Consider the following 15236-nt stretch of genomic DNA (forward strand, 5'->3'; position numbering starts at 1 on the left):
CTGGCTAAGGCTATATTAGAAGAACAACAGGTTAGGTAAATAAAAGATGGCGCGTAAAGCAAAAAATGTCGATATCATCGGCAAAATAGAAAAGTTGGTAAAGCTGGTTCAGGAAGACGCTGATCAAGGTTTGGCTGCTCTGAAAAAATTGTCACAGCATGGAAAGGGCGATTTTAACAAAGGGCGGAAAAAGAATCAGTTGGTTGATGGTGAGGTGCTTGAAGGTGCAACGGGGCAGGCTCGGAAAGCGAAACAGCAGTCTAAACTGATTGTCGAAGAGAAAATCGATAATGTCGATAAAATTGGTACAACTCCGAATAAAAAACCAGCCGATAAAGTTGAAAATACTTCTACCAACGGTTGCCCAGTTTCGATGGTGACCGGGGAAGAGTTGCTTTCTCTGGAGGATGTGACTTTGCCAGGGGCGCTGCCATTTACTTTTAGTCGGACATACCGTACCAGTGGCTGTGAAATCAATACCGGTTTAGGTTACGGTTGGGGTCATTCGTTATCGCACCGGCTTGAATTTAAACATGGTGAAGTGCTGTGGCATGATGAAGAAAACCGCATTACTCCATTGCCTGAGCCAACAGAAAGCCGCCCAGAAATCTTCAACAACCTTGCCGGTGCGGCGATTTTTCTGGGCAGTAAGTCTGGCGAGTATGTTCTGTCAGCACCGGGGAAGCCGTTTTATCACTTTGAACGTCAGGGCGACCGTGCGCGTCTGGTACGTTTGTCAGATAATTACAATAATACGCTGAGTATCACCTATGACCGTCAGCAACGCCCACAAGCTGTAGTTAGCCCACACGGTATCGCTTTATGGCTGACTTATGACCATGATTTGATTGTTCAAATCGAGTTGAAGGTATCCAGTGATAGTCCAGAAGGGAAGGTCTGGACAACGGATCGTCTATGCCACCAATACACTTATAATGACCATCAGCAACTGATTGGTGAGTGCAATGAAGCGGGCCTGGGGGAAAGCTATGCTTATGACGCGCAACATGTGATTACTGAGCGAAAAATGGCAGGCGGTATTGCCTTCGGCTGGGAATGGGAAGGTGAAGGTAACGCGGTTCGCTGTATCAAACACTGGAGTAATACTGGTTATCTTGCTGACTATGTGTGGGATGATGATGCTCATACGGTGACGGTAATTAATAGCGATGGATCTCATGAAGTTTACCAGCATGACGGCAATGCTAAGCTGATAGCGACCACAGATCCTGACGGCGCGGTGACGACCAATGCCTATGATAAGAGCGGTAATCTTGTCAGTACTGTGGATGCGCTGGGTAATGAAACTCGTCACGAGTACAACGCAAATGGTGAGCGTGAAGCAACCATTAGTGCGGATGGCATGGTGACCGAATTTCAATACCTAAGAGGCAAAATTTTCAAGGTCATTCAGGGCGAGGCAGTATGGCGTTACTTCCATAATATGGAGGGGGATTTAACCGAAAAACGCGATCCGCTGGGTAACACAACCTTCTATCACTACAACAAAATAGGGCGTTTGTCGAAGATAGACTATCAGGATGGTAGTGTACACCAACTGCGCTGGAACCGACTGGGGATGCTGATTGGTGAAACGTATCCGGATGGTAGTGAAGTCGTTTACCGCCATGATATTTCTGGCCGAGTAATTTACGAGCAATCGTCTGTTGGTGGTGTCACCGAATACCAATGGGATAAAGCTGATCGACTTATTTATCTCAAACGTGCCAACGGCACGTCGCAATCTTTTGCGTATAATGCGTACGGTAAAGTGACCGAAGTGGTGGATGAAAAAGGCCACAAAACCCAGTATCAGTATGGTGAAAACAGTCATCTTGTTAGCCGAGTGATTCACCCCGATGGCACGAACTTGCGCTACGGCTATGACAATGTGAAAAACTTCGTCAGTGACATCACCAACGAACGGGGTGAAGCCTATCATATTGATTACTTCCCCAATGGCTTAGTCAGCCAAGAAAACACGTTTGACGGCCGCAGCCTTGCGTATACCTATGACCTAAACGGTAAGCTCTTAAGTAAAATAGAAACTGGAACCAACGGCACTGAGCTTGAAACCATCTTTGAGCGTGACTCTCTCGGTCGGTTACTGGTTAAGACTCTGCCTGATGGTTCAAAAATTGAGTATCAATACGATAAAAAGGGCAATCTCATCTCTGTCGATGATGGTGATACGCCGTTAGCGTGGCGTTATGACATCATGGATCGCGTGATTGAGTCGCACGCGGGTTGGTCGTCTCATTACTATGAATACGATGAGCTAGGACTGCTAAGTAAATGGCAATTGCCTGATGCCAATGTGTTGGAGTACCAACGAGCCAAAGGCGGTGTGTTAAGAGCGATCAACCTGAATGATGCCGTATTAACGCAGCATCATTTCCAGAAGGGGTTGGAGGTGATGCGTAATCAAGGCGAGGTCAAAAGTCATTTCCACTATGACGATCAAGGCCGCCTAGTGAACCAATCACAAATGCTTGAAGGGCGTGAAAAGCAACGTCGTCAATACCAATACGATGGGCTGGGTAACCTTGTTCAAATCTCCGACAAACAGCGCGGCGACACGTTTTATGATTACGACCCACTGTCTCGGCTAACCGCGGTACGTGGCAACCTTGATGAGCAGTTCACACACGATGCGACCGGTAACTTAATACCTAATCACATAAGCTTGCAAAGCAGCGAACTATTTGAGCATGCGCCGGGCAACCAACTGAAAATTAATGGAGATAGCCACTACGAATACGATGAATTTGGCCGGTTAATCAAAGAAAGCCGCGGCAGACAGCAAAGCTTAGTGACTCACTACGAATACGACTGCCAGCATCGCCTAATCAAGGTCACGATGCCAGATGGCAGCCAAGCGCATTACCGCTATGACGCCTTTGGTCGCCGTATTGAAAAACGAGTGACGGACAAAACCGGTGTGGAAACTATCACCGAGTTTCTCTGGCAAGGCGATAACCTTATCGCTGAAATGACCAATAGCGAGCAGTATCAAAGCTATGTGTATGAGCCCGGTACATTCCGCCCGTTGGCGCTGCTAAAAGGCGAAGGCAAGGACGCTGAGGTTTATCACTACCATCTCGACCAAATTGGGACGCCGTTAGATATTACGACCCCACAAGGGGAAACCGTTTGGTCGGTACAATACCGCGCCTATGGTAACGTCTTTAGGAAAATTGTTGCCGAAATAGACAGCCCACTGCGCTTCCAAGGTCAGTATTTTGATGCGGAAACAGGGTTACATTACAACCGCCATCGCTACTATAATCCCAATGCAGGGCGCTTTATCACCATCGACCCCATTGGGCTTGCCGGTGGTTTAAATAACTACCAGTATGTGCCTAACCCGACCGGGTGGGTGGATCCGTTGGGGTTACATAATATTCCTGGTAAGGGGGCGTGTAAGGATCCATCAGAAGAGCAAGCTCCTGAACCTAAAGTGGATGAGGTAGAAAATCCTGAGAGTGATGTTTCAACCCCTAAAATATCTAAAAATGCAGAGACTCTTAGAACTGGTGGTAATAATACGGTTATAAATGTAAGGACAAAATCGGAAGCAGACAAATTACTTAAAGAAGCTTTCCCTGATTATCAGAAGGTCAATGGTGTTGGGCATAATGACCCTGCAGGTATAAGGAAAAAACGTAAAATGGACCGTTTTAAACAAGGCGGAGCATATCATAAAGATTATGCAATTGACCCATCTACTGGAACAGTTAAAGGGCATGCTCCAAATAATGATCATGGGAAATATCCTCATATCAATATTAAAAGAAGAGATGGTGTTAAAGTACTTATTAATATCGTAGGTAAGAAATAATGGTTGAGTTAAAAAAAATAAAAGAGTGGGTGCTAAATAATAAACAAGTCGGGAAAGTTTTTTCTTATGAAAAATGTGGTGAGTTATGTTGGTCTTCTGTCGCGATACAAAAATATGAAGGGATTATAAAACTGTACATCGATGAAATACTTGAGTCTCAAATGGATTCCGAGAATTATTTACGAGAAGAAATTCTAAAATTTTCCACTATAGAAGAAGCAATAGATTATCTTTCGAACGAAAGCCAAGTTAGAATAGAAGATTTATCTCCTTGTAAAGGTCAGAAAATATTCAATCCTGCATTAGGCAATTAAATGTCATAACAGGTCAAGTCTTGCCTTTTGCCTAATTGGCAGTGATGTAATTAATGAGGACCCCCACCGTTAAACGAGCAAGGTAACTTATCGACTGTCAAATCCCCAGACGGCAGTGAGCATACGCTGTCGTGCAACCGCTTAGGGATGCTGATTGGCGAGACGTTACCGGATGGTTCGAGTACCCGTTATCGCCATGATATTTCTGGCCGAGTGATTTACGAGCAATCGTCTGTTGGTGGGGGCACCGAATACCAATGGGACAAAGCGGATCGTCTGGTTTATCTCAAGCGCGCTAAAGACACGTCGCATTACTATGAATACGATGCGCTAAAGACACGTCGCATTACTATGAATACGATGCGCTAGGGCTGCTGAGTAAATGGCAATTGCCTGATGCCAATGTGTTGGAGTACCAACGCGCTAAAGGCGGCGTGTTAAGAGCGATCAACCTCAATGATACCGTATTAACGCAGCATCATTTCCAGAAGGGGTTGGAGGTGATGCGTAATCAAGGCGAGGTCAAAAGTCATTTCCACTATGACGATCAAGGCCGCCTAGTGAACCAATCACAAATGCTTGAAGGGCGTGAAAAGCAACGTCGTCAATACCAATACGATGGGCTGGGTAACCTTGTTCAAATCTCCGACAAACAGCGGGGCGACACGTTTTATGATTACGACCCACTGTCTCGGCTAACCGCGGTACGTGGCAACCTTGATGAGCAGTTCACACACGATGCGACCGGTAACTTAATACCTAATCACATAAGCTTGCAAAGCAGCGAACTATTTGAGCATGCGCCGGGCAACCAACTGAAAATTAATGGAGATAGCCACTACGAATACGATGAATTTGGCCGGTTAATCAAAGAAAGCCGCGGCAGACAGCAAAGCTTAGTGACTCACTACGAATACGACTGCCAGCATCGCCTAATCAAGGTCACAATGCCAGATGGCAGCCAAGCGCATTACCGCTATGATGCCTTTGGTCGCCGTATTGAAAAACGAGTGGTGGATAAAACTGGTGTGGAAACCACCACCGAGTTTCTCTGGCAAGGCGATAACCTTATCGCTGAGATGACCAATAGCGAGCAGTATCAAAGCTATGTGTATGAGCCCGGTACATTCCGCCCGCTGGCGCTGCTAAAAGGCGAAGGTAAAGAAGCTGAGGTGTATCACTACCATCTCGACCAAATCGGTACGCCGCTCGATATTACGACCCCACAAGGTGACACCGTTTGGTCGGTACAATATCGTGCCTATGGGAATGTGTTTAAGAAAATTGTTGCGGAAATCGACAGCCCGTTGCGCTTTCAAGGCCAGTATTTTGATGCCGAAACGGGGTTACATTACAACCGCCATCGCTACTATAATCCTAATGCAGGGCGCTTTATCACCATCGACCCAATTGGACTTGCCGGTGGATTGAATAACTACCAGTATGTGCCGAATCCGACAGGATGGGTGGACCCGTTGGGGTTGTCGAATAAGCCGACAAATTGTCCGGGTTCAGGCGTTCCAAACACTCCAGAAATTAACCCTAAGACTAGGTTACCTAGAACTAAAGGCAGATGGGATGTGCAACCGGGAAATAGCTTTTGGCATTCTGATATTAATGAAGTTAATGAAATCACTGGAGGTAAACCAATTGAATTTGTTAACGGAAGGCCAGTTTTTACGCCATGGGCAAAAGGTCAAGTTAAGTTTCAGCCAGGCCAGTTGGATGGAAGTAAGGCAGATTTTGATGCGGTTTATAAATATGTTGCGAATCAAAAAGGTTTATCAAGTCCAAATGCAGCTAAGAATTATCTCAAAGAGGTTGGATTGACGCCTCATCATTTAGATAAAGTAACAATACAGTTTGTGCCTACAAAGCTACATGGCAATATACCGCATATTGGGTCTGCATCCGACCTAAGAGGAGAGTTTTAATGTTGATAGAAAATTTGAAAAAGCTCGGTGCAAGGTCTTTAGAAAATGACTCTTTAGATAAGGGCTCTATTTCCCAGGTTGAGTCAGAGTTAAATATTACGTTTACAGATGGTTATGAATCAGTATTGAAGAGCTTTGATAACTCAATTGTTTTTGATCATGGCACGATCTATAAGCCCGTACAAAATTCACCAGTGGATACATCTGACGGCTACCAGTCTTTAGAAATGTTGTATGGACTTCAAGGTGCTTCAAATTTAGTTGATAAAAATAAAATGTATAAGGATCAGATTCCTGAAGATTGTGTTGTTATTGGTGAATCTATTGGAGGAAGTCAAATATGTTTATCTCGTAGTTCAGGTAAAGTATATTTTTGGTTCCACGAAGCGGAGTTTGATGATAGTTCTTTGTTTGAAATTTCCCCAGTTGTAGATGATTTCATAAAACGGCTTGTTCGAGATGAAATAGTAGCTGGAAATAGAGACGTAGACGAATCTGGTTCGTTTTTGGACTTTTAAATTGTTATTCCAAACAGTACCAAGTTTGGGAATTGCTGTAGCTTCCTCCCTAGCAGGGTACGTTCAGAATTCTGTGTCAACTAATTTTGACTAAATATCTAAACGACCATCAAAGTGTCGCGCCAGCTGAGACAGTGTCATACTCTAACTCTCGATGGGCACTGTCCATTTTTAGAGGCTTTCAATATCTATGCGTACAGCACTTTAGTTCGCTATCGTCGTTCGTATTAATGTGATTACGTGTTCTTTATCCATCATTTCTCGATAACGTGCAGAATAATAGGTTCACTCTAACTTTTTCCTAATTAGCTGTGATGCAATTAATGAGGACACACGCTGTTAAACGAGCAAGGTAACTTATCCACTATCAAATACCCCGACGGCAGCGAACATAAGCTTTCTTGGAACCGTTTAGGGATGTTTATTGCTGAAGTTTTACCGGATGGTTCGAGTACCCGTTACCGCCATGATATTTCTGGCCGAGTGATTTACGAGTAATCGCCTGTTGGTGGGGTCACCGAATACCAATGGGATAAAGCTGATCGACTTATTTATCTCAAACGTGCCAACGGCACGTCGCAATCTTTTGCGTATAATGCGTACGGTAAAGTGACCGAAGTGGTGGATGAAAAAGGCCACAAAACCCAGTATCAGTATGGTGAAAACAGTCATCTTGTTAGCCGAGTGATTCACCCCGATGGCACGAACTTGCGCTACGGCTATGACAATGTGAAAAACTTCGTCAGTGACATCACCAACGAACGGGGTGAAGCCTATCATATTGATTACTTCCCCAATGGCTTAGTCAGCCAAGAAAACACGTTTGACGGCCGCAGCCTTGCGTATACCTATGACCTAAACGGTAAGCTCTTAAGTAAAATAGAAACTGGAACCAACGGCACTGAGCTTGAAACCATCTTTGAGCGTGACTCTCTCGGTCGGTTACTGGTTAAGACTCTGCCTGATGGTTCAAAAATTGAGTATCAATACGATAAAAAGGGCAATCTCATCTCTGTCGATGATGGTGATACGCCGTTAGCGTGGCGTTATGACATCATGGATCGCGTGATTGAGTCGCACGCGGGTTGGTCGTCTCATTACTATGAATACGATGAGCTAGGACTGCTAAGTAAATGGCAATTGCCTGATGCCAATGTGTTGGAGTACCAACGAGCCAAAGGCGGTGTGTTAAGAGCGATCAACCTGAATGATGCCGTATTAACGCAGCATCATTTCCAGAAGGGGTTGGAGGTGATGCGTAATCAAGGCGAGGTCAAAAGTCATTTCCACTATGACGATCAAGGCCGCCTAGTGAACCAATCACAAATGCTTGAAGGGCGTGAAAAGCAACGTCGTCAATACCAATACGATGGGCTGGGTAACCTTGTTCAAATCTCCGACAAACAGCGCGGCGACACGTTTTATGATTACGACCCACTGTCTCGGCTAACCGCGGTACGTGGCAACCTTGATGAGCAGTTCACACACGATGCGACCGGTAACTTAATACCTAATCACATAAGCTTGCAAAGCAGCGAACTATTTGAGCATGCGCCGGGCAACCAACTGAAAATTAATGGAGATAGCCACTACGAATACGATGAATTTGGCCGGTTAATCAAAGAAAGCCGCGGCAGACAGCAAAGCTTAGTGACTCACTACGAATACGACTGCCAGCATCGCCTAATCAAGGTCACGATGCCAGATGGCAGCCAAGCGCATTACCGCTATGACGCCTTTGGTCGCCGTATTGAAAAACGAGTGACGGACAAAACCGGTGTGGAAACTATCACCGAGTTTCTCTGGCAAGGCGATAACCTTATCGCTGAAATGACCAATAGCGAGCAGTATCAAAGCTATGTGTATGAGCCCGGTACATTCCGCCCGTTGGCGCTGCTAAAAGGCGAAGGCAAGGACGCTGAGGTTTATCACTACCATCTCGACCAAATTGGGACGCCGTTAGATATTACGACCCCACAAGGGGAAACCGTTTGGTCGGTACAATACCGCGCCTATGGTAACGTCTTTAGGAAAATTGTTGCCGAAATAGACAGCCCACTGCGCTTCCAAGGTCAGTATTTTGATGCGGAAACAGGGTTACATTACAACCGCCATCGCTACTATAATCCCAATGCAGGGCGCTTTATCACCATCGACCCCATTGGGCTTGCCGGTGGTTTAAATAACTACCAGTATGTGCCTAACCCGACCGGGTGGGTGGATCCGTTGGGGTTACATAATATTCCTGGTAAGGGGGCGTGTAAGGATCCATCAGAAGAGCAAGCTCCTGAACCTAAAGTGGATGAGGTAGAAAATCCTGAGAGTGATGTTTCAACCCCTAAAATATCTAAAAATGCAGAGACTCTTAGAACTGGTGGTAATAATACGGTTATAAATGTAAGGACAAAATCGGAAGCAGACAAATTACTTAAAGAAGCTTTCCCTGATTATCAGAAGGTCAATGGTGTTGGGCATAATGACCCTGCAGGTATAAGGAAAAAACGTAAAATGGACCGTTTTAAACAAGGCGGAGCATATCATAAAGATTATGCAATTGACCCATCTACTGGAACAGTTAAAGGGCATGCTCCAAATAATGATCATGGGAAATATCCTCATATCAATATTAAAAGAAGAGATGGTGTTAAAGTACTTATTAATATCGTAGGTAAGAAATAATGGTTGAGTTAAAAAAAATAAAAGAGTGGGTGCTAAATAATAAACAAGTCGGGAAAGTTTTTTCTTATGAAAAATGTGGTGAGTTATGTTGGTCTTCTGTCGCGATACAAAAATATGAAGGGATTATAAAACTGTACATCGATGAAATACTTGAGTCTCAAATGGATTCCGAGAATTATTTACGAGAAGAAATTCTAAAATTTTCCACTATAGAAGAAGCAATAGATTATCTTTCGAACGAAAGCCAAGTTAGAATAGAAGATTTATCTCCTTGTAAAGGTCAGAAAATATTCAATCCTGCATTAGGCAATTAAATGTCATAACAGGTCAAGTCTTGCCTTTTGCCTAATTGGCAGTGATGTAATTAATGAGGACCCCCACCGTTAAACGAGCAAGGTAACTTATCGACTGTCAAATCCCCAGACGGCAGTGAGCATACGCTGTCGTGCAACCGCTTAGGGATGCTGATTGGCGAGACGTTACCGGATGGTTCGAGTACCCGTTATCGCCATGATATTTCTGGCCGAGTGATTTACGAGCAATCGTCTGTTGGTGGGGGCACCGAATACCAATGGGACAAAGCGGATCGTCTGGTTTATCTCAAGCGCGCTAAAGACACGTCGCATTACTATGAATACGATGCGCTAAAGACACGTCGCATTACTATGAATACGATGCGCTAGGGCTGCTGAGTAAATGGCAATTGCCTGATGCCAATGTGTTGGAGTACCAACGCGCTAAAGGCGGCGTGTTAAGAGCGATCAACCTCAATGATACCGTATTAACGCAGCATCATTTCCAGAAGGGGTTGGAGGTGATGCGTAATCAAGGCGAGGTCAAAAGTCATTTCCACTATGACGATCAAGGCCGCCTAGTGAACCAATCACAAATGCTTGAAGGGCGTGAAAAGCAACGTCGTCAATACCAATACGATGGGCTGGGTAACCTTGTTCAAATCTCCGACAAACAGCGGGGCGACACGTTTTATGATTACGACCCACTGTCTCGGCTAACCGCGGTACGTGGCAACCTTGATGAGCAGTTCACACACGATGCGACCGGTAACTTAATACCTAATCACATAAGCTTGCAAAGCAGCGAACTATTTGAGCATGCGCCGGGCAACCAACTGAAAATTAATGGAGATAGCCACTACGAATACGATGAATTTGGCCGGTTAATCAAAGAAAGCCGCGGCAGACAGCAAAGCTTAGTGACTCACTACGAATACGACTGCCAGCATCGCCTAATCAAGGTCACAATGCCAGATGGCAGCCAAGCGCATTACCGCTATGATGCCTTTGGTCGCCGTATTGAAAAACGAGTGGTGGATAAAACTGGTGTGGAAACCACCACCGAGTTTCTCTGGCAAGGCGATAACCTTATCGCTGAGATGACCAATAGCGAGCAGTATCAAAGCTATGTGTATGAGCCCGGTACATTCCGCCCGCTGGCGCTGCTAAAAGGCGAAGGTAAAGAAGCTGAGGTGTATCACTACCATCTCGACCAAATCGGTACGCCGCTCGATATTACGACCCCACAAGGTGACACCGTTTGGTCGGTACAATATCGTGCCTATGGGAATGTGTTTAAGAAAATTGTTGCGGAAATCGACAGCCCGTTGCGCTTTCAAGGCCAGTATTTTGATGCCGAAACGGGGTTACATTACAACCGCCATCGCTACTATAATCCTAATGCAGGGCGCTTTATCACCATCGACCCAATTGGACTTGCCGGTGGATTGAATAACTACCAGTATGTGCCGAATCCGACAGGATGGGTGGACCCGTTGGGGTTGTCGAATAAGCCGACAAATTGTCCGGGTTCAGGCGTTCCAAACACTCCAGAAATTAACCCTAAGACTAGGTTACCTAGAACTAAAGGCAGATGGGATGTGCAACCGGGAAATAGCTTTTGGCATTCTGATATTAATGAAGTTAATGAAATCACTGGAGGTAAACCAATTGAATTTGTTAACGGAAGGCCAGTTTTTACGCCATGGGCAAAAGGTCAAGTTAAGTTTCAGCCAGGCCAGTTGGATGGAAGTAAGGCAGATTTTGATGCGGTTTATAAATATGTTGCGAATCAAAAAGGTTTATCAAGTCCAAATGCAGCTAAGAATTATCTCAAAGAGGTTGGATTGACGCCTCATCATTTAGATAAAGTAACAATACAGTTTGTGCCTACAAAGCTACATGGCAATATACCGCATATTGGGTCTGCATCCGACCTAAGAGGAGAGTTTTAATGTTGATAGAAAATTTGAAAAAGCTCGGTGCAAGGTCTTTAGAAAATGACTCTTTAGATAAGGGCTCTATTTCCCAGGTTGAGTCAGAGTTAAATATTACGTTTACAGATGGTTATGAATCAGTATTGAAGAGCTTTGATAACTCAATTGTTTTTGATCATGGCACGATCTATAAGCCCGTACAAAATTCACCAGTGGATACATCTGACGGCTACCAGTCTTTAGAAATGTTGTATGGACTTCAAGGTGCTTCAAATTTAGTTGATAAAAATAAAATGTATAAGGATCAGATTCCTGAAGATTGTGTTGTTATTGGTGAATCTATTGGAGGAAGTCAAATATGTTTATCTCGTAGTTCAGGTAAAGTATATTTTTGGTTCCACGAAGCGGAGTTTGATGATAGTTCTTTGTTTGAAATTTCCCCAGTTGTAGATGATTTCATAAAACGGCTTGTTCGAGATGAAATAGTAGCTGGAAATAGAGACGTAGACGAATCTGGTTCGTTTTTGGACTTTTAAATTGTTATTCCAAACAGTACCAAGTTTGGGAATTGCTGTAGCTTCCTCCCTAGCAGGGTACGTTCAGAATTCTGTGTCAACTAATTTTGACTAAATATCTAAACGACCATCAAAGTGTCGCGCCAGCTGAGACAGTGTCATACTCTAACTCTCGATGGGCACTGTCCATTTTTAGAGGCTTTCAATATCTATGCGTACAGCACTTTAGTTCGCTATCGTCGTTCGTATTAATGTGATTACGTGTTCTTTATCCATCATTTCTCGATAACGTGCAGAATAATAGGTTCACTCTAACTTTTTCCTAATTAGCTGTGATGCAATTAATGAGGACACACGCTGTTAAACGAGCAAGGTAACTTATCCACTATCAAATACCCCGACGGCAGCGAACATAAGCTTTCTTGGAACCGTTTAGGGATGTTTATTGCTGAAGTTTTACCGGATGGTTCGAGTACCCGTTACCGCCATGATATTTCTGGCCGAGTGATTTACGAGTAATCGCCTGTTGGTGGGGTCACCGAATACCAATGGGATAAAGCTGATCGACTTATTTATCTCAAACGTGCCAACGGCACGTCGCAATCTTTTGCGTATAATGCGTACGGTAAAGTGACCGAAGTGGTGGATGAAAAAGGCCACAAAACCCAGTATCAGTATGGTGAAAACAGTCATCTTGTTAGCCGAGTGATTCACCCCGATGGCACGAACTTGCGCTACGGCTATGACAATGTGAAAAACTTCGTCAGTGACATCACCAACGAACGGGGTGAAGCCTATCATATTGATTACTTCCCCAATGGCTTAGTCAGCCAAGAAAACACGTTTGACGGCCGCAGCCTTGCGTATACCTATGACCTAAACGGTAAGCTCTTAAGTAAAATAGAAACTGGAACCAACGGCACTGAGCTTGAAACCATCTTTGAGCGTGACTCTCTCGGTCGGTTACTGGTTAAGACTCTGCCTGATGGTTCAAAAATTGAGTATCAATACGATAAAAAGGGCAATCTCATCTCTGTCGATGATGGTGATACGCCGTTAGCGTGGCGTTATGACATCATGGATCGCGTGATTGAGTCGCACGCGGGTTGGTCGTCTCATTACTATGAATACGATGCACTAGGGCTGCTGAGTAAATGGCAATTGCCTGATGCCAATGTGTTGGAGTACCAACGAGCCAAAGGCGGTGTGTTAAGAGCGATCAACCTGAATGATGCCGTATTAACGCAGCATCATTTCCAGAAGGGGTTGGAGGTGATGCGTAATCAAGGCGAGGTCAAAAGTCATTTCCACTATGACGATCAAGGCCGCCTCGTGAACCAATCACAAATGCTTGAAGGGCGTGAAAAGCAACGTCGTCAATACCAATACGATGGGCTGGGTAACCTTGTTCAAATCTCCGACAAACAGCGGGGCGACACGTTTTATGATTACGACCCACTGTCTCGGCTAACCGCGGTACGTGGCAACCTTGATGAGCAGTTTACGCACGATGCAACAGGTAACTTAATACCGAATCGCATTAACCTGCGAAACAGTGAGCTATTTGACCACGCACCGGGCAACCAGCTAAAGCTGCATGGCGATAGCCACTACGAATACGATGAATTTGGTCGTATGGTTAAAGAGAGTCGTGGTAAAAATCAAAGCTTAGTGACTCACTACGAATACGACTGCCAGCATCGCCTAATCAAGGTCACGATGCCAGATGGCAGCCAAGCGCATTACCGCTATGATGCCTTTGGTCGCCGTATTGAAAAACGAGTGGTGGATAAAACTGGTGTGGAAACCACCACCGAGTTTCTCTGGCAGGGCGATAATCTCATCGCGGAAATGACCAACAGTGAGCAGTATCAAAGCTATGTGTATGAACCCGGTACATTTCGCCCGTTAGCTTTACTAAAAGGCGAAGGTAAGGAAGCTGAGGTTTATCATTACCATCTCGACCAAATTGGGACGCCGTTAGATATTACGACCCCACAAGGGGAAACCGTTTGGTCGGTACAATACCGCGCCTATGGTAACGTCTTTAGGAAAATTGTTGCCGAAATAGACAGCCCACTGCGCTTCCAAGGTCAGTATTTTGATGCGGAAACAGGGTTACATTACAACCGCCATCGCTACTATAATCCCAATGCAGGACGCTTTATCACCATCGACCCCATTGGCCTTGCCGGTGGCTTAAATAACTACCAGTATGTGCCAAATCCGACAGGATGGGTGGATCCATTGGGGTTGGTTGGTGAGAAAGGAAATGCATGTCCAATAGCCAAATTAGGAAAAAAAAGCTACACAGCTTTTGTTGATGATCCAATAAAGCCTGAATCATTAAGTCCTAAAAATATCCTTTATATGCAAAGCTCTATAAAAAATACTACAGGAGATTATACTGTTTTAGGCAACGCAGCAGCTTTGAACAATGGTTCCCTAAAAGCGGAACAACTGACTAAAATAAAAGTATGGAAAGATACAGAAGGTAATATCTGGTCATTAGACCATAGGCGACTAGCTGCGTTTAAAGAATCTGGGCTTGATAATATTCCTGTTGAATGGGCGGCATCTGATGAAGTTAAAAGTCAAGCATGGAAAATGACAACTAAAACTGGCGGTAAAACAATTAAGCTGAAACGAAGTGGTGGTGATAATGTTATATTGGGTACTAAATAGTCATAGGGGATTATAAAATGAAAAATTATGAATTAGATATTGTATTCAAAGACTTGGTGTTTGATTTTGTTCCAATGGAAGAAGTCAACTATGACTCAGCCCAAAATATGATTAGTATTTCTGCTGATCAGGAAGATGATAACAGAAAAACACTAATTTTCCATAATGTAACTAAAATTATCATGGAGTCAAATGAAGAGTATGATATGGAAATATTTTGTCCAGGTGATTCATTTTTAGTCACTTTATACAAAGTCAGAGGAGAGAGCGTTTTCCTGCTGCCAACAGAAGAGAATATCTGGACAATACATTCATCTTTTCCGGAAATAAAAGATAGTTAAAGTTTTATAACTGGCAGTTTTCCTCTTCGAAACCACCCAAGAAAACAGCTGGATTGATCCAATCACCAGCTATATTGGCTGCTAATCTGAAGCCCAGAGATAGCACAGCTATCTGAATTTAAACGATTAAAAGGCATAGACCTTTAGGAAAGTAAAGAGAGTTAGGGGGCTGTATTTGT

At 44.3% G+C, this 15236-nt stretch carries 12 protein-coding genes; all 12 read left to right on the forward strand.

All coding sequences use genetic code 11. The features are described 5' to 3' along the window. Positions 1–46 precede the first annotated feature (46 nt). Complete coding sequence (locus ACO05V_RS08130; RefSeq protein WP_421849463.1) at positions 47–3841, forward strand: RHS repeat-associated core domain-containing protein; 3795 nt, start codon at positions 47–49, stop codon at positions 3839–3841. Next, positions 3841–4155 carry a hypothetical protein gene (locus ACO05V_RS08135; protein WP_421849466.1) on the forward strand — a complete coding sequence of 105 codons (315 nt, stop codon included), beginning with the start codon at positions 3841–3843 and terminating at the stop codon, positions 4153–4155. The genes ACO05V_RS08130 and ACO05V_RS08135 overlap by 1 nt, the downstream gene beginning before the upstream one ends. Positions 4156–4302: 147 nt before the next feature. Beyond that, entirely contained in the window at positions 4303–4524 is a 222-nt protein-coding gene (locus tag ACO05V_RS08140; protein ID WP_421849469.1) for a hypothetical protein, read from the forward strand. Between the two features lie 20 nt (positions 4525–4544). Then, positions 4545–6089 (forward strand): RHS repeat domain-containing protein, encoded by a 1545-nt coding sequence (locus ACO05V_RS08145; protein WP_421849472.1) that lies wholly within the window; start codon positions 4545–4547, stop codon positions 6087–6089. Next, on the forward strand, positions 6089–6607 hold the full coding sequence (locus tag ACO05V_RS08150) for an SMI1/KNR4 family protein (protein ID WP_421849475.1): 519 nt from the start codon (positions 6089–6091) through the stop codon (positions 6605–6607). Before ACO05V_RS08145 ends, ACO05V_RS08150 begins: the two co-directional genes overlap by 1 nt. A gap of 609 nt (positions 6608–7216) precedes the next feature. Beyond that, positions 7217–9286 carry an RHS repeat-associated core domain-containing protein gene (locus ACO05V_RS08155; protein ID WP_421849478.1) on the forward strand — a complete coding sequence of 690 codons (2070 nt, stop codon included), beginning with the start codon at positions 7217–7219 and terminating at the stop codon, positions 9284–9286. Beyond that, positions 9286–9600, forward strand: a complete 315-nt coding sequence (locus ACO05V_RS08160) for a hypothetical protein (protein WP_421849466.1) — start codon at positions 9286–9288, stop codon at positions 9598–9600. Before ACO05V_RS08155 ends, ACO05V_RS08160 begins: the two co-directional genes overlap by 1 nt. Positions 9601–9747: 147 nt before the next feature. Next, positions 9748–9969 (forward strand): hypothetical protein, encoded by a 222-nt coding sequence (locus tag ACO05V_RS08165; RefSeq protein WP_421849469.1) that lies wholly within the window; start codon positions 9748–9750, stop codon positions 9967–9969. A 20-nt stretch (positions 9970–9989) separates the two neighbouring features. Further along, positions 9990–11534, forward strand: a complete 1545-nt coding sequence (locus ACO05V_RS08170; protein ID WP_421849472.1) for an RHS repeat domain-containing protein — start codon at positions 9990–9992, stop codon at positions 11532–11534. After that, entirely contained in the window at positions 11534–12052 is a 519-nt protein-coding gene (locus ACO05V_RS08175; RefSeq protein WP_421849475.1) for an SMI1/KNR4 family protein, read from the forward strand. Before ACO05V_RS08170 ends, ACO05V_RS08175 begins: the two co-directional genes overlap by 1 nt. 609 nt (positions 12053–12661) lie before the next feature. After that, entirely contained in the window at positions 12662–14716 is a 2055-nt protein-coding gene (locus ACO05V_RS08180) for an RHS repeat-associated core domain-containing protein (RefSeq protein WP_421849481.1), read from the forward strand. 17 nt (positions 14717–14733) lie between these two features. Continuing rightward, the gene (locus ACO05V_RS08185; RefSeq protein ID WP_421849484.1) at positions 14734–15057 is read left to right on the forward strand and encodes a hypothetical protein; all 324 of its coding nucleotides are present in this window, start codon (positions 14734–14736) and stop codon (positions 15055–15057) included. Positions 15058–15236 lie beyond the last annotated feature (179 nt).

This window comes from Marinomonas sp. (genome assembly GCF_965225885.1).
Classification (GTDB): domain Bacteria; phylum Pseudomonadota; class Gammaproteobacteria; order Pseudomonadales; family Marinomonadaceae; genus Marinomonas.